This window comes from Brucella anthropi (assembly GCF_046630315.1).
Lineage (GTDB): Bacteria > Pseudomonadota > Alphaproteobacteria > Rhizobiales > Rhizobiaceae > Brucella > Brucella anthropi_A.
Genome location: NZ_LQBD01000001.1, coordinates 225,228 through 240,443 on the forward strand (window position 1 = coordinate 225,228; position 15,216 = coordinate 240,443).

The following is a 15,216-nucleotide window of genomic DNA, read 5'->3' on the forward strand; positions in this document are numbered from 1 at the left end:
AGATGCGTCAGCTGTCCTTGGTAAAGGTATTGTCTGCTTCACCACGGAAGAAGTCGCGGCCATATATCAGGAGACACAGGACAACACCGGTCGCAAAGGCCCAGGCAGCGCCGCGGGTGGCAAGAACCGCGCCGACCACGCCCGCAATGCCGAGATCGCGCTGGGAACGGGCTTCGAGAATGCCGACACGGACTGAAACATAGCCCTGAATGAGCAAGGTAAGGGCGAGTGCGACGCCGAGGATCGGCTGTACCAGGGTGACGATCGGCATCAGGAACAGGCCGGTATTGGTGCCCCAGCGAAATGAGCCTGCACCGCCAAAGATCGAATGCATCGCCTTTTTTCCTTGAGAAAAACGCTCGGTGATGACGACGTGCATGGCAGACCAGAGCGGCCCGCACATGCACACATCCGGCCCCAGAACGCTCATTGCGGCATTGCGTCCGCCAAAGATGAGATGCGCCCGGTCTGGATTGTAGTCCACCTTCTCATCAGGACGCGCCTCGTCGGCTTCCTTCAGGATGGCGCGGCTTTGCAGAACGTCGCCGAACACGACGATATAGGCTGCAAGCATTGTCGGGATTGCGCTGAGGAACATCGAAAGAGGTGGCAAGCCAAGGCCGAAAACCGTGTATTCGCGCCAAAGCGTGGTGAAATCCGGACTTGTGATCGACCACTCAAGCTTCGGCCACTGCGCTTCGCCGAAAAGGGGAGCGATGATGACCGCGAGCAGGATAATCGGAAACACGCCAAGCTTTCCGACGATGGCAAGGACAGGATTGCTGTTCTTGATACGTGCAAAATGGCGGGAAAAGATGACGTAGAAGCCGAGGCCGACGGCGATGGTGATCGTAAACGGGAAAGTGTCGAAACGTCCGCCCAGCTGGAAAACCGATATGACGGCGGCAAATCCCGCACCGACAATGATGCCCGCCTTGATGGCGGCGGGAATAAGCTGCACCACCCGATGGGCCATGCCCGTCGCGCCTATCAGGATGGAGAATATGCCGAGCATCATCTGGAATGCGACCAGAGCGTGGACACGTTCCGGTCCTTCGGGAAAAGTGGCGCAATAGGCCATGAGGAGCGGAATGGCAGGCGTGATCCAGCCCGGAACGACGGGATCGCCCAGAAGATGGTGCGTCAGGTAAAAGAGCCCGTTCAGCACGACGACGGCGAGGGCCACCTCGAAAGGCATCCCAAGGAGTTCTGTCATAAGCGGGATGGCGGACAGGTCCACCGCGCACATCAGCAAGCCTTGAAAATAATCAGGCCACTCGAACTTGTAATGGACGAAAGGCAGGCGGATTTTGAACGGTCCGGCAGGCCAATAGGGCTGCTCCTGACCGTCGATACGTTCAGTGCTCAATTTATTCTCCACAGACACGGAACCAAGCTGCGGAGAAGCGGTAGTCAGCGCGCTTCTCCGGCGTTCGGTCGTCAGATTTTGTTATGTTTGGTCAGAAAGCTTCGCGGTAGAGCGCCAGGGCGTCGGCCTCGGTCACGTCGACCGGATTATTGCCCAGAAGCCGGGTTTGCAGCATCGCGTCGCGCGCCAGCATTTCGAGGCTGTCTTCCGTCACGCCGACATTACGCAGGCGGCGCGGGGCGCCGGACTTGTCCATCAGCTCTTCCATATAGGTGACGAAGGCCGCCGAGCGCTCTTCCATCGTGCCTTCCACTCGTCCTAGAAGGAGATCGGCAAGTTCTGCATAAAGCTTGGCCGCGCCCGCCATATTGTAGCGCAACACTGGCCCCAGCATCAGCGCATTGGAAAGCCCGTGCGGCACATGGTAATGACCGCCAAGTGGGTAAGCCAGCGCGTGAACGGCGCCGACAGGCGAATTGGAAAAAGCCTGACCGGCATAATTGGCGCCGAGCAGCATGGCCTCGCGGGCATGACGGTCATTGCCGTTTTCACAGGCCGCGACCAGATTCGCCGAAAGAAGCGTCAGCGCCTCCCGGGCGAAAGCGTCGGACAGCGGGTTCTTCTTGATGCGGCTCGTATAGGCCTCGATCGCATGGACCATGGCGTCGATGCCGGTTGCAGCCGTATGCAGGGCAGGCAGGCCGCAGGTCAGTTCGGCATCCAGAATAACGAAGTCGGCGTAAAGCTGACGCGCGACCACGCCCATCTTCGTGGTCTCACCAGTCGTCAGAATGGTGATGTTCGTGACTTCCGATCCGGTTCCGGCTGTTGTCGGAATCTGGATCAGTGGAAGGCGGCTGCCCTGCACCTTGCCGATGCCATATAGTTCGGAGAGCTCCTGTTCCGAGACGAGCAGCACGGCTGCGAGCTTGGCAATATCCATGGAGGAGCCGCCGCCAAGGCCCAGCACGATATCGCAGTCTGCGGCCTTTGCCTGTTCGACGCAGGCAAACAGCACGGATTCCGGCGGATCGGCTACCACATCATCGAAAATGCTGATACCGAAACCGGCTTTTTCCAGCGAGGCCAGCGCATGGTCCAGGACACCGGCCTTGTGCAGTCCCTTGTCCGTCACGATCAGAATCCTGCGTTCGGAAAACCGTTCGCCGAGGATTTCGCCAAGACGCTTCGCAGCGCTCCATTCGACGAGCATCGAGCCGACGGTATCGAATGAAAATGGCTTGATCTCAGTTGTCATCATTCCACCCTTATCACTTTCACCAGCGCCGAGGTCTCTCATTTCCTCACCGGCACACAACGCTGGGCTTTCTTCGCAAGCGCTTCTGTCTTGGGAAGGAGGCGCCTGTGCAATTCTCCGATGCAGCCGATGCACCGGCAGTTCCGAAAGGAAGGTCTTGAGATAAACCTTCCGTTTGTTCGATATACTGAACAATGTTCAGAACTGAATGACCGATACAGGATATGAAACCGGACTGTCAATTTCTCCCTTTGGCTAAGTCACGGAAATTGGCCCTGAAGATTTAGTGGATGCAACGAACCAAGAGATAAGTAATTGAAAATCCTTATCTGTTGGCAGGATATACGACTTTATGAGGGTTTACGCATTATTCTGACGGGAAACACCTGCCGCAACAAGGGCGAGCCTCCATCGCATTGCATGGTGCGAAGGGCCGAAGCGACTGGACGCACGGATTGCCTTGCCTGTACCCTGCCTGACGTTTAACCGAAAGGCGGGAGGGACTGGCATGGATGTCACGATCATAACAGGAGCATCGGAAGGTATCGGTGCGGAAACTGCGCGGCAGATTGCCCGGCGCGACCGATCTGGTGCGGCGCTTGTCCTCGCCGCGCGCAACGTGGAAAAGCTGGAAAGTCTGGCGACCGAATTGCGACAGCTGGGCAGTTCGGTTCTTGTGGTGCCAACGGATGTGAAAGATCGCGCGGCCTGCATCGCCCTGATTGACCGGGCGGTGTCTGCTTTCGGACGCATCGATACGCTGATCGTGAATGCCGGCATGTCGGCCCACGCCAATTTTGCCGAAATCAAGCCGGACGATCTCAACTGGATGCATGATCTGATGGAATTGAACTACTGGGGAAGCGTCTGGCCCATTCATGCGGCACTTCCTCATCTTGCCGCGAGCCGGGGACGGATCGTGGCGGTCTCCTCTGTCGCCGGCTTGATCGGCGTGCCGGGCCGCACGGCTTATAGCGGAACGAAGTTCGCGCTATCTGGCTTCTGCGAGGCGCTTCGTCCAGAGCTCGAACCAAGCGGCATATCGGTTACGATCGTCTATCCGGGCGTCGTCAAAACCGACATTCGCAAGGTGGGCTATGGCGCAAGCGGTAGCGCTCTGGGAATGAGCGGCGTGCGTGAAGATGACATGATGCCGGTCGAGGAAGCCGTGCGGCTCATGCTGGAAGCCGTGCAGGCCCGCAGGCGTGAAGTGTTGATGACGCGCCAGATGCGATTGGGACGGTGGTTGAAGCTTGTTGCCCCAACGCTGGTGGACCGCATGGCGCTCAAGGCCGTCAAGCCGGAATTCAGGCCGAAGCCGATCAAACCCGCCGAATAACAGCTATTCCCCATCATGGGCTGACGTTGACGTTGCCGTCTCGTTTTGCGACACATAGGGAATGCAAACCTCCATCACAATCGATCAGGACTATCTCGTAACACGGCTCAAGGCGCTGCTGGCCATACCGAGCCCGACCGGGTTTACCGACGAGGCCGTGCATTACGTCGCGCGGGAGCTTGAGCATCTTGGGCTTGAGGTCCTGCTGACGCGCAGGGGCGCCATTCGGGCGCGCAGGGCGGGCCTGTCCGAGAGGCCCGCGCGCGGGATCGTATCGCATGTCGATACGCTTGGCGCACAGGTTAAATATCTGAAGGATAACGGACGGCTGGAACTGGTTTCCATCGGCAACTGGTCGGCGCGTTTCGCCGAAGGTGCTCGCGTTTCCATCTTTTCGTCCAAAGGCACGTATCGCGGTTCGATCCTTCCCTTGAAGGCTTCCGGCCATACATTCAATGAGGAAGTGGATACACAGCCTGTTGGCTGGCCTCATGTCGAGCTACGCGTCGATGCGCTTGCCCGAAACCGTGATGATCTGTTGCAGCTCGGTATCGATGTCGGTGATATTGTTGCGGTCGATCCCGCACCGGAATTCATCGATAATGGCTTTATCGTTTCGCGCCACCTCGATGACAAGGCAGGCGTTGCCATCATGCTTGCAGCCCTTGAGGCGATGCAGAGGGCGGATGTGGAAACGCCGGTCGATAGCTATTGGCTGTTCACCATCGGCGAGGAAGTGGGCGTTGGAGCATCGGCGGTCGTCGTGCCGGATATTGCCTCGCTGGTTGCCATCGACAATGGCACCACAGCACCGGGCCAGAATTCGTCCGAGTTCGGTGTCACGCTTGCCATGGCCGATCAGACCGGGCCGTTCGATTACCATCTTACGAAGAAGCTGTATGAGCTTTGCGCAGAACATGACATCCAGGTCCAGAAGGATGTTTTCCGCTATTATCGTTCGGATGCGGCCTCGGCGGTCGAGGCGGGGCACGACGTGCGCACGGCGTTGCTCACCTTTGGGGTCGATGCGTCGCATGGTTATGAGCGCATTCATCTGAGCGCGCTCACTTCCATAGCAAAACTTGCGGTTCACTACGCAATGAGCGAGGTCGAGATCAAGCGCGATGCCGAGGAAACAGCCAAGGGACTCAAGGGTTTCACGCATCAAAAGTCGACCAAGGCCGAGCAGAATCTGAAACCGGAAGATACCCCTGCGGAATAGGCTTTCAACTGTCTGAAATCGCAAGCGGGTCAGGGTCAAGACCTATTCATTTGGTGAAAATGGTGTGAGGCCATCCGTTTGGATAGGAGGAGAAAAGGCGAAGGAAATGTGGTCCATTTTCGAGCCTTTTCGACAAAGTAGCCGGACGGATGGACCACATCCTCTGGACACCGAATGACTGGCGATCTGCTGCGTCGAGCCGCTTGATCGGGGCCCCGTTCTTCGTGGCTCTCCTTGCAACTCTTGTCATTTCAGCTGCCATTTCCATCAAATAAATAGGTCCTGACCCAAGGGTCCGCTTTTTTCATCTCTTGAAAATTAATTATGATAATTCATTGATGATTGTTGATTTATGCCTATAAATTAGGGTGAGACGGATTTGACAAGCGAAGGGGAACCCCATGAGAAGGTTATTCCGTGCCATCCTGACTGCCATGGTATTTACGGTTGCCGGGGCGGGCGCAGTCGCATTGGCGCAGACACCGCCCAATGTGCTGATTGTCGGGCAGATCGCAGAGCCGCAATCGCTCGACCCGCATACAGTCACGGCCACCAATGATTTCCGCATTCTCGTCAACATTTACGATGGCCTTGTGCGCTACAGGGACGGAACGCTGGAAGTGGAACCCGCACTGGCTGAAAGCTGGACGATTTCGGACGACGGCAAGACCTATAGGTTCAAGCTGCGTCAGGGCGTGAAGTTTCATGACGGGTCGGATTTCAATGCCGAAGCGGTCAAGTTCAACTTTGACAGAATGCTGAAGGAAGACCATCCCTTCTACAATACCGGGCCATTTCCGCTCTCGTTCAATTTCTCGTCCATCGACGCAGTCAATGTGCTCGATGAGCACACTGTCGAGTTCAAGCTGAAGGAGCCCTTTGCTCCGTTCCTCTCCAATCTGGCCTATCCGACCGGCCTGATTGTTTCACCGGAGGCTGTCAAGAAATACGGCAAGGAATTTGGCCGCCATCCATCGGGGACAGGCCCGTTCAAGTTCGCCGAATGGCAATCGGGCCAGCGTGTGGTGGTTGAGCGCAATCCCGCTTATTGGGATAAGGCGCCGACATTGGAGGCAATCGTGTTCCGCCCGATCACCGATGCCAACACCCGCGTCGCGGAGATGATGGCTGGCGGGCTGGATGTCATGGTGGAAGTGCCGCCGGATAATCTGGCCACCTTCAGGCAGGACGCGAATTTTGCGGTTGCCGAACAGGCAGGGCCTCATGTCTGGTTCACCATCCTGAACACGAAAAGCGGTCCGTTCGCGGATAAGAAGGTGCGTCAGGCAGCAAACTATGCGGTCAATAAGCAGGGGCTTGTCGACAATGTTTTGCAGGGTTCCGCAACCGTTGCGCCAGGGCCTATCCCGCCTGCCTTCAACTGGGTCGAGAATAAGACCGAGCCCTATCCTTATGATCCGGAAAAGGCCAAGGCGCTTCTTGCCGAAGCTGGAGCCGGCAATCCGGAAATCACCTTCTATGTGACGGAAGGCGGTTCGGGCATGCTTGATCCGATCACCATGGGTGCTGCCATCCAGGCAGATCTTCAGGCCGTGGGTTTCAAGGTCAAGATCGAAACCTATGAGTGGAACACGTTCCTCGGCAGGGTCAATACGGGGCTGGAGGGCAAGGCCGATATGGCCGAGATGGCGTGGATGACCAATGATCCAGACACGGTACCCTATCTGACGCTGCGTAGCGACGCGCTGCCGGACAAGGGCGGCTTCAATTCGGGATACTATTCCAATCCGCAAGTGGACGCGCTTCTGGAAAAGGCACGTTCATCGACCGATCAGGCTGAACGCGGCAAGCTTTATGGTGAAGTGCAGACCATCGTTCACGACGATGCGCCATGGCTTTTCGTGGCGAACTGGAAACAGAACGCAGTCACGACGGTAGCCGTCAAGGGTTTCAAGCTGCAACCGTCCTTTCTGCTGCATTTGAAAGACGTCACCAAGGAATAAACGGGGAGGGCGTTCATGCCAGCCTATATCCTCAAGCGGCTTGTCGCGGTTATTCCCGTTTTGCTCGGGCTCTCGATCATCGTTTTTCTGGTCATGGCGATGATCCCGGGCGATACGGCAACCGCGTTGCTCGGATCATATGCAACACCGGAAAATGTTGAGCGGATCAATCGCGATCTCGGCCTCGATAAGCCGTTGGTGCAACAATATTTCATCTGGATCGGCAATCTCCTGCACGGCGATTTCGGGCGCTCCTTCGTGCTCAATCGCCCGGTGCTGGACGAGGTTCTCGAACGTTTTCAGGCCACGCTTGTCCTTGCTGGTGTCGCGCTGGTGCTTTGTTCCATCTTCGGGCTGCTTGCAGGCATTGTTTCGGCGGTACGTCAGTTCGACTGGGTGGACAGGACGATTACGTTCATCGTGCTGGCGGGAATTTCCATTCCCTCATTCTGGCTCGGGCTGCTCCTGATCTATCTGTTCGCGGTCCATTGGCGCATCCTGCCGGCCTCCGGCATGTATGCCGTCTATGGCGGCGGTGATTGGAAGGATCTGCTTTGGCATCTGATCCTGCCCGCCGCGACGCTGGCCGTGGTGGCGGCGGGCGTCATCGCACGCCTGACCCGCAGTGCGATGCTGGAAGTGCTTCGCCAGGATTATATCCGGACTGCCCGGGCCAAGGGCCTCAATGAGCGCCGCGTGATTTACGCCCATGCATTTCGCGCCGCACTTGTCAGCGTCATTCCCGTCATCGGTATTCAGGCTGGGTTCGTTCTGGGCGGCGCTGTCTACATCGAGACCGTGTTCCAGTGGCCCGGTATCGGCGCCATGCTGGTGAAAGCCATTTCCACCCGCGATATCCTGCTGGTGCAGGGCGGCGTGCTTGTGGTCGCCGCGAGCTATGTCCTCTTCAATCTGCTGGCTGATGTCATCCAGACCATGCTCGATCCAAGGATACGCTCATGAGCGCGCTTCCGGAAATTTCTGTCGCGCCGGTGGCTAGCCGCCTGTCCTCCTGGCGTCTCCTTATGAGCAATCGCCTGGCGGCTTTCGGCTTTTTTCTGCTGGTCCTGATCTGCCTCGTCATTCTGCTGGCGCCGGTTCTGCCGCTTACCGACCCCGATGCCACGTCTCCCGCAATGCGATTGCAGCCGGCCTTCAGCGAAGGGCATCTTCTGGGAACCGATCAGCTCGGCCGCGATATATTGAGCCGCGTCATATGGGGCACGCGGGTGTCTGTTGCCGTCGGCTTTGCGGCGACGCTGATCGCGGCAATCGTCGGATCGGCCATCGGTCTCGTGGCTGGCTATGCGGGCGGGCGAACCGACAGTCTGATGATGCGCGGCATCGATATGCTGATGGCGTTTCCCTATATCCTGCTGGCGCTGGCTATCGTGGCAGTGCTGGGGCCAGGCCTGATGAACGCGCTCTATGCGATTGCAGTGGTCAATATTCCCTTCTTCGCCCGCAACGTTCGCGGGGTGACGCTGGGTCTTGCACATCGAGAGTTCATCGATGCTGCCCGGCTTTCAGGAAAAAGCCCGATCTCGATCCTGTTGAGCGAAGTGTTACCCAATGTGCTGCCGGTTATCGTCATTACCATGTCGACGACGGCGGGCTGGATGATCCTTGAAACGGCAGGCTTGAGCTTTCTCGGCCTTGGCGCACAGCCGCCGCAGGCCGATCTCGGCTCCATGCTCGGTGAGGGAAGGGCGCAATTGTTCAATGCCCCGCACGTCTCTATCGTGCCCGGCTTGATGATCTTCCTGCTGGTCATCAGCCTCAACGTGTTGGGAGATGGCGTGCGCGATGTTCTTGATCCGCGATTGCGGTCCGGCGCGCTGGCGCGACCGGGTGCGGTAACAGATATCGCCAAGGATCGGTCGTCGCCTGTCATCAATGACAGGGAGAAAGCCCTTTCGATTGCAGGTCTCGAAACGGGCTTTGTCAATGGCGGGTATTTCGCCCCCGCTGTCCGCAATGTTTCACTGGAACTGAAACGCGGCGAATGTCTCGGCCTGATCGGGGAGAGCGGATCGGGCAAAAGCGTGACTGCCTTGTCGGTCATGGGGCTGGTGGCATCTCCACCCGGCCTTATCCGCAACGGGGCGATCTATCTGGGCGATCGGGACGTTCTTTCAATGTCTGAAACCGAGTTGACCGCGGCACGGGGCGCAAGGGTTGCCTATGTGTTTCAGGACCCGCTGACGACCTTGCATCCGATGTATCCGGTCGGACGGCAGGTGGAGGAAGCGATATCGGCGCATCGGCGGGTCGGGATGAGCGAGCGGCGCGGGCAGGCGATTGCTCTTCTTGAAAAGGTTGGCATACCGGATGCAGCGGAGCGGGCCGATCACTATCCGCACCAGTTGTCGGGCGGTCAGCGCCAGCGTGTCGGCATTGCCATGGCGCTGGCCAATGATCCCGATATCATCATTGCGGATGAGCCGACCACGGCGCTCGATGTCACCGTACAGGCGCGGATTCTCGAATTGCTGCACGATCTCCAGCACGAGCGCGGCATGGCACTCCTGTTCATCACTCACGATTTCGGTGTGGTTTCGGAAATTTGCGATCGCGTGGCCGTGATGAAAGATGGCGAGATTGTCGAAACAGGCACGACGTCGGAAGTTCTTTCCAATCCGCAGCACAACTATACGAAGCGCTTGATAGCCTGCGTGCCTGAACTGGGGCAGGGCGGCAGCTTTCTGGACCGTGTGGCGGGGCTCTTCAAGCGTGAACACGGAAAGGCGGCAGGATGAGTGAAAATGCGATCAGCGTGCGCGATCTCACCAAAACATTCGGTGGCGGACGAACGCTTCTGGGGAGAGTATGCCACAAAATCGAGGCAGTGAAAAACGTTTCGCTGGATCTTGGGCGCGGTGAAACGCTGGCAATTGTCGGCGAGAGCGGGTCGGGCAAAAGCACGCTCGCCCGGATGCTTGTCGGGTTGACCACGCCGACAGGCGGAACGATGACGATTGCTGGCCGGGATGCAAGCGAACTGCGAAAATCCGGCGCGCGGGCATTCGGCAAGGTTATACAATATGTGTTTCAGGACCCTGTTGCTTCGCTCAATCCGAGAAAGACGATCCGGCAGACATTGGAAACGCCGCTTAGTCTACTGGGCGGGCTGAATTCAGCTCAGCGCCAGCAACGCATGATGCAATTGCTCGATGCCGTTCAGATGCCCAAGGATACGCTGGAACGCTATCCGCACGAATTTTCCGGCGGGCAGGCGCAACGTATCGCTATTGCTCGCACGCTGGCGGCCGAAGCGGAAATCGTGGTGCTCGACGAACCGGTCAGTGCGCTGGATGTCTCCGTTCAGGCGCAGGTTCTTTTGCTTCTGGATCAGCTGAAGAAAGAGTTCGGCCTCTCCTATCTTTTTATCAGTCACGACCTTGCTGTAGTGGAAGCCATCTCCGACAGGGTCGCGGTGATGTATTTCGGGGAAATCGTTGAGGAAGCGACCGCAAGCGATCTTTTTGCCAGGCCGGAACATGCCTATACACGACAGCTCGTGGAAAGCGCGCCGCGCATCAGGAGAAAGTAGCAGGATATGGTCAGAACGGGCCGGAATTTCGATCACGAACCGCAGCCGCGCGCGCAGGCGGCAAAGGCCCGCCGGCGGCCGGAGGAGATCGCCGACCGTATCAAGGATTTTATCCGCTCGGACGCATTGAAACCCGGCGATCGATTGCCGCAGGAAAAGGAGCTCATCGACCAGTTCAAGGCCGCCAAGGGCACCATTCGCGAAGCGATGAAGGCGCTGGAGACGCAGGGGCTGATATTTACGCGCAGCGGCCCCGGCGGCGGGGCTTTCGTGGCCGAACCTTCCGCCCGGCATGCAATGGAAATGCTCGGAAGCTATTTCTTCTTCGACCAGCCAAGCCTCGCCGAAATCTATGCCATCCGCAGGCTCCTCGAACCGGAGATCGCGGCCATTCTGTCTGGACGATTGACCGGCGACGATATTGCCCGGCTGGAAAATACAATGCGCGTCTATGACCGCCCGCCGGTCGATCTTGGTGATCAGTATCGCCAGCGTGTCGCTGAACTGGATTTCCACTCCCTGCTGGCGCAGCTTTGTCCGAACCGTTTGCTGGGCTTCATCTGCGGGCTGACCCATAATCTGTTGCGAAATCTGCCGATTGCGCGCGCGATCTATGCCGATCCGACGCCGGCCTCGCGGGAAGAGGGGCTCATCTTTCAGCATCGTCTGCTGGCGGCGCTTGTCGAAAATCGCAGCGAAGATGCGCGCCGCATTGCGCATGAACATATGGTTTCGGCTGAAAACTATATGCTTTCCAAGGCGGAAACGATCGGGAAGACCGCGTAGCGAAAACCAAAAAGTTGGGAACAATCCCGACGCTCCCGCATTTGCAATTGTGCAGGCCGCCGTCATAACAGATGCGACGGCCTCATTTGTTTATGAATGACAATGGAGGTTTCGACCCTTTTTATGTGTGGTATTTGCGGAGAAGTCAGGTTTGACGGCGGTTCGCCGTCGGTTTCGGCAGTCTCGAAAATGGCGGATGTGCTCAGTCCTCGCGGACCGGATTCATCCGGAATTGTAGTCCGGGGCAATATCGGTTTCGGGCATCGAAGACTGAGAATTCTCGATCTCTCCGAAAAATCGCAGCAGCCGATGATCGACGCCGATCTTGGCCTGACGCTGGTGTTCAATGGCTGCATCTACAATTTCCGCGAATTGCGCGCAGAATTGGAACAGAAGGGCTACAAGTTCTTTTCCGATGGCGATACGGAAGTCATTCTTAAGGCTTGGCATGCATGGGGTGAAAGCTGTGTAACGCGCTTTCTCGGCATGTTTGCCTTTGCCATTCATGAGCGGGATACGGGCAGGGTCATCCTCGCGCGTGACCGTTTTGGCATCAAGCCGCTCTATCTTGCCGAGGTGGATGGCGCCTTACGCTTTGCCTCTTCGCTGCCTGCCCTGGTCAAGGCTGGTGGCATCGATACGTCGATCGACCGGGCAGCCCTGCACAATTACATGAGCTTTCATGCTGTCGTGCCGCCACCGCGCACGATTTATAATGGTGTACGAAAGCTTCCCCCCGCGACAATCCGCATCTACGAACCGAACGGACATTTTGCCGACCGCATATATTGGCAGGCGCCCTACCGTCGACTGCCCGGTGACGGGGCCTTGAGCCGGGAGGAATGGCAGGAACAATTGTTCGATAGGATGCGTGTCGCTGTCAAACGCCGGATGATTTCCGATGTGCCGGTCGGTGTGCTTTTGTCCGGTGGGGTGGATTCGAGCCTGATCGTCGGACTGCTTGCTGAAGCCGGTCAATCGGGCCTCATGAGCTTTTCAGTCGGTTTTGAGGAAGCGAACGGGGAGAAAGGCGACGAATTTGTCTATTCCGACCTGATCGCAAAACATTTCGGCACCGAACATCACAAGATATTCGTGCCCTCCGCTGATCTCATGGATGCCTTGCCGGGAACGATCGCGGCAATGTCCGAGCCGATGGTGTCCTACGACAATGTCGGCTTCTATCTTCTTTCCAAGGAAGTTTCGAAACATATCAAGGTCGTCCAGTCGGGACAGGGCGCGGACGAAGTTTTCGGCGGTTATCACTGGTATCCGCCACTGGTCGATTCCAACGATGTCGTCGGCGATTATGCAAAAGGGTTTCGGGATCGCGCGCATGACGTGCTGGCGACGCAGCTATCGCCGGAATGGATGCCGGAGCGTGATCACAGTCATGAATTTCTGGAGGAATGTCTGTTGCAGGAGGGGGCGGACACACCTGTCGACCGCGCCTTGCGGCTCGACACGAATGTGATGCTTGTGGATGACCCGGTCAAGCGCGTGGACAACATGACGATGGCCTGGGGACTTGAGGCGCGGGTGCCGTTTCTGGATCATGAACTGGTCGAGCTTGCCGCCCGCATTCCGCCGGAGGAAAAACTGCGGGACGGCGGCAAGGGCATCCTCAAGGACGTAGCGAGGAAAGTCGTCCCGAGCGAAGTCATCGACCGCAAGAAGGGATATTTTCCGGTGCCGCAGCTCAAATATATCGCCGGGCCCTATCTCGACATGCTGCGCGACGCTCTTTCTTCGCGGAAGGCAAGGGAGCGCGGGCTTTTCCAGCGCGATTATCTCGAACGCCTGTTTGCAAATCCGTCCGGACACATCACGCCCTTGCGCGGTTCGGAACTATGGCAGGCCGGCCTCCTTGAAATGTGGCTTCAGGCCCAGGAGGCATGAAATGCGGAAAACTGGTGAGGTGGATATGACCCGGCAGAAAGCGAGGGGCCGCAAGGCCTTTTCGCACCGTCTGACGCGCTTGCGCACCCCTGAAAGCGCTGGCTTTTATCAGGAACATGCGCATGGCCATGACAGGGCGGGAGGCGAGGACCGCAAGCAGGATGTGGTCGTGGACTGCGGCTGGGGGCGATTGCTCTTCGCGCAGACCTTTGAAACCAACGAAGCCATTGTGGAAGCCTTGCGGGCGGAAGCGCCTGCGAGCCGCGACATTGTCTTTTATGTGAGCGATCCTCATGTGCTGCTGTCGCTTGCGCCCCATGAGATATTTCTCGATCCGTCGCATACATACCGGATCGAGCTTGCAACCTATCGCCCGGGCGGGCGACGGACACGCGGCATAACCATCCGTCGCGCGGTTTCCGAAGTGGACGCGGAAGGCATCAACGCTGTTTATGCGGCTTGCGGAATGGTTCAACTGCGTCCCGACTTTTTCTCCTCCGAGCGGGACAATCGGGCCGTGACCTATTTCGTGGCCCAGGACGATGCCAGCGGCGAAATTGTTGGCACCGTAACCGGCATCGATCATCAGCGTCTTTTCGATGATCCTGATCGTGGTGCTTCGCTCTGGTGTCTCGCGGTCCACCCGCAGGCGCGGCAGCCCGGCATCGGCGAAAAACTGGTGCGTAAACTGGCAGAACATTTTCAGGTGCGCGGCTTGAGCCATATCGATCTCTCGGTTCTGCACGACAATGAGAATGCCATAAGGCTCTATGAAAAGCTGAAGTTTCGCCGCGTTCCGCTCTTCGCGATCAAGCGCAAGAATGCAATCAACGAGAAGTTTTTCGCATCCCATCTGGAGACCTTCGATGCGCTCAACCCCTATGCCCGCATCATCGTGGATGAAGCGGTGCGTCGTGGTATTCAGGTTGATGTAACCGATGCGGAAGGTGGATTTTTCCGCCTTTCCTATGGTGGGCGTTCCGTCCATTGCCGCGAAAGCCTGTCTGAAATGACCTCGGGCGTTGCAATGTCGATCTGCGACGACAAGGCCGTGACGCGGCGCATCGTCGAGAAGGCCGGGCTGGCAGTGCCGGAACAGATCGCGGCGGAAGCGGATGACGATGCGCTTGAAGCCTTTCTGAAACGCCACGGCAAGCTGGTGGTGAAACCGGCTCGGGGCGAACAGGGAAGGGGAATTTCCGTCGGCATTTCGACTATGAAGGACTTGCGCACCGCAATCAAACAGGCGCGCACCGTGTGCGACCGTGTGTTGCTGGAGGCATGTTTCGAAGGTGAGGACCTGCGGCTGGTTATCATTGATTTCGAGCTTGTGGCTGCCGCTGTGCGCCGTCCGCCGCGGGTGATCGGGGATGGCAAGGCAACGATCCGCAAACTTATCGAGATACAATCGCGCCGACGCGCTGCCGCGACCGGCGGGGAAAGCCGCATACCCGTCGATGCGGAAACGAAGAGATGCCTTGAAGAGCAGGGGCTTTCGCTGGATAGCGTTCTGGACGATCGCCGCGAGATCACGGTGCGCAAGGCGGCCAATCTTCATGCCGGCGGTACGATCCACGATGTGACGGGCACCGTTCACCCGGATCTGGTTGCCGCGGCATGCGAGGCCGCACGCGCAATCAATATCCCGGTCGTCGGCATTGACTTTATGGTCAAGCAACCTGAAAAGCCGGATTATATATTCGTTGAAGCCAATGAGCGTCCGGGGCTTGCCAATCACGAGCCCCAACCGACTGCCGCCAGATTTGTCGATCTGCTGTTTCCGGGCTCAAGATAATAGTAGTTTAGATTAATCTAAAATAATTCAT

General features: G+C 57.8%; 11 protein-coding genes. 9 read left to right on the plus strand and 2 right to left on the minus strand.

Going from position 1 to position 15,216, the window contains the following annotated elements:
• Positions 1-7: 7 nt before the first annotated feature.
• Positions 8-1,369 (minus strand): hypothetical protein, encoded by a 1,362-nt coding sequence (locus AVM02_RS01000; RefSeq protein WP_411505156.1) that lies wholly within the window; start codon positions 1,367-1,369, stop codon positions 8-10.
• 91 nt (positions 1,370-1,460) lie between these two features.
• Positions 1,461-2,630, minus strand: coding sequence for an iron-containing alcohol dehydrogenase (locus AVM02_RS01005; protein WP_411505157.1), 1,170 nt, complete (start codon positions 2,628-2,630; stop codon positions 1,461-1,463).
• A 505-nt stretch (positions 2,631-3,135) separates the two neighbouring features.
• On the opposite strand from AVM02_RS01005, the gene AVM02_RS01010 reads away from it, so the two are divergent.
• The 9 genes from AVM02_RS01010 (at position 3,136) to ngg (ending at position 15,185) form a co-directional block, all read left to right on the plus strand.
• Entirely contained in the window at positions 3,136-3,966 is an 831-nt protein-coding gene (locus AVM02_RS01010; protein WP_411505158.1) for an SDR family oxidoreductase, read from the plus strand.
• Positions 3,967-4,027: 61 nt separating this feature from the next.
• Complete coding sequence (locus AVM02_RS01015; RefSeq protein WP_411505159.1) at positions 4,028-5,188, plus strand: osmoprotectant NAGGN system M42 family peptidase; 1,161 nt, start codon at positions 4,028-4,030, stop codon at positions 5,186-5,188.
• Between the two features lie 401 nt (positions 5,189-5,589).
• Positions 5,590-7,152 (plus strand): ABC transporter substrate-binding protein, encoded by a 1,563-nt coding sequence (locus AVM02_RS01020; protein ID WP_411505160.1) that lies wholly within the window; start codon positions 5,590-5,592, stop codon positions 7,150-7,152.
• Positions 7,153-7,167: 15 nt separating this feature from the next.
• Positions 7,168-8,115: an ABC transporter permease gene (locus AVM02_RS01025; protein WP_411505161.1), complete on the plus strand. Its 948-nt coding sequence runs from the start codon at positions 7,168-7,170 to the stop codon at positions 8,113-8,115.
• Positions 8,112-9,911, plus strand: a complete 1,800-nt coding sequence (locus AVM02_RS01030) for a dipeptide/oligopeptide/nickel ABC transporter permease/ATP-binding protein (protein ID WP_411505162.1) — start codon at positions 8,112-8,114, stop codon at positions 9,909-9,911. The genes AVM02_RS01025 and AVM02_RS01030 overlap by 4 nt, the downstream gene beginning before the upstream one ends.
• The gene (locus tag AVM02_RS01035; RefSeq protein WP_411505163.1) at positions 9,908-10,705 is read left to right on the plus strand and encodes an ATP-binding cassette domain-containing protein; all 798 of its coding nucleotides are present in this window, start codon (positions 9,908-9,910) and stop codon (positions 10,703-10,705) included. The genes AVM02_RS01030 and AVM02_RS01035 overlap by 4 nt, the downstream gene beginning before the upstream one ends.
• A 6-nt stretch (positions 10,706-10,711) precedes the next feature.
• A complete protein-coding gene (locus AVM02_RS01040) occupies positions 10,712-11,491 on the plus strand; it encodes a FadR/GntR family transcriptional regulator (RefSeq protein ID WP_411505164.1) in 780 nt (259 codons plus the stop codon).
• 123 nt (positions 11,492-11,614) lie between these two features.
• The gene (locus AVM02_RS01045; protein WP_411505165.1) at positions 11,615-13,390 is read left to right on the plus strand and encodes an N-acetylglutaminylglutamine amidotransferase; all 1,776 of its coding nucleotides are present in this window, start codon (positions 11,615-11,617) and stop codon (positions 13,388-13,390) included.
• A 1-nt stretch (position 13,391) separates the two neighbouring features.
• Positions 13,392-15,185: an N-acetylglutaminylglutamine synthetase gene (gene ngg, locus AVM02_RS01050; protein WP_411505166.1), complete on the plus strand. Its 1,794-nt coding sequence runs from the start codon at positions 13,392-13,394 to the stop codon at positions 15,183-15,185.
• Positions 15,186-15,216: the final 31 nt, after the last annotated feature.

Bases quoted from the DNA above. Each gene is read 5' to 3' on its own strand.
- AVM02_RS01030 (WP_411505162.1), top strand. From the start codon at position 8,112: ATGAGCGCGCTTCCGGAAATTTCTGTCGCGCCGGTGGCTAGCCGCCTG.
- AVM02_RS01035 (WP_411505163.1), top strand. From the start codon at position 9,908: ATGAGTGAAAATGCGATCAGCGTGCGCGATCTCACCAAAACATTCGGT.
- AVM02_RS01025 (WP_411505161.1), top strand. From the start codon at position 7,168: ATGCCAGCCTATATCCTCAAGCGGCTTGTCGCGGTTATTCCCGTTTTG.
- AVM02_RS01010 (WP_411505158.1), top strand. From the start codon at position 3,136: ATGGATGTCACGATCATAACAGGAGCATCGGAAGGTATCGGTGCGGAA.
- ngg (WP_411505166.1), top strand. From the start codon at position 13,392: ATGCGGAAAACTGGTGAGGTGGATATGACCCGGCAGAAAGCGAGGGGC.
- AVM02_RS01005 (WP_411505157.1), bottom strand. From the start codon at position 2,630: ATGATGACAACTGAGATCAAGCCATTTTCATTCGATACCGTCGGCTCG.
- AVM02_RS01040 (WP_411505164.1), top strand. From the start codon at position 10,712: ATGGTCAGAACGGGCCGGAATTTCGATCACGAACCGCAGCCGCGCGCG.
- AVM02_RS01020 (WP_411505160.1), top strand. From the start codon at position 5,590: ATGAGAAGGTTATTCCGTGCCATCCTGACTGCCATGGTATTTACGGTT.
- AVM02_RS01045 (WP_411505165.1), top strand. From the start codon at position 11,615: ATGTGTGGTATTTGCGGAGAAGTCAGGTTTGACGGCGGTTCGCCGTCG.
- AVM02_RS01015 (WP_411505159.1), top strand. From the start codon at position 4,028: ATGCAAACCTCCATCACAATCGATCAGGACTATCTCGTAACACGGCTC.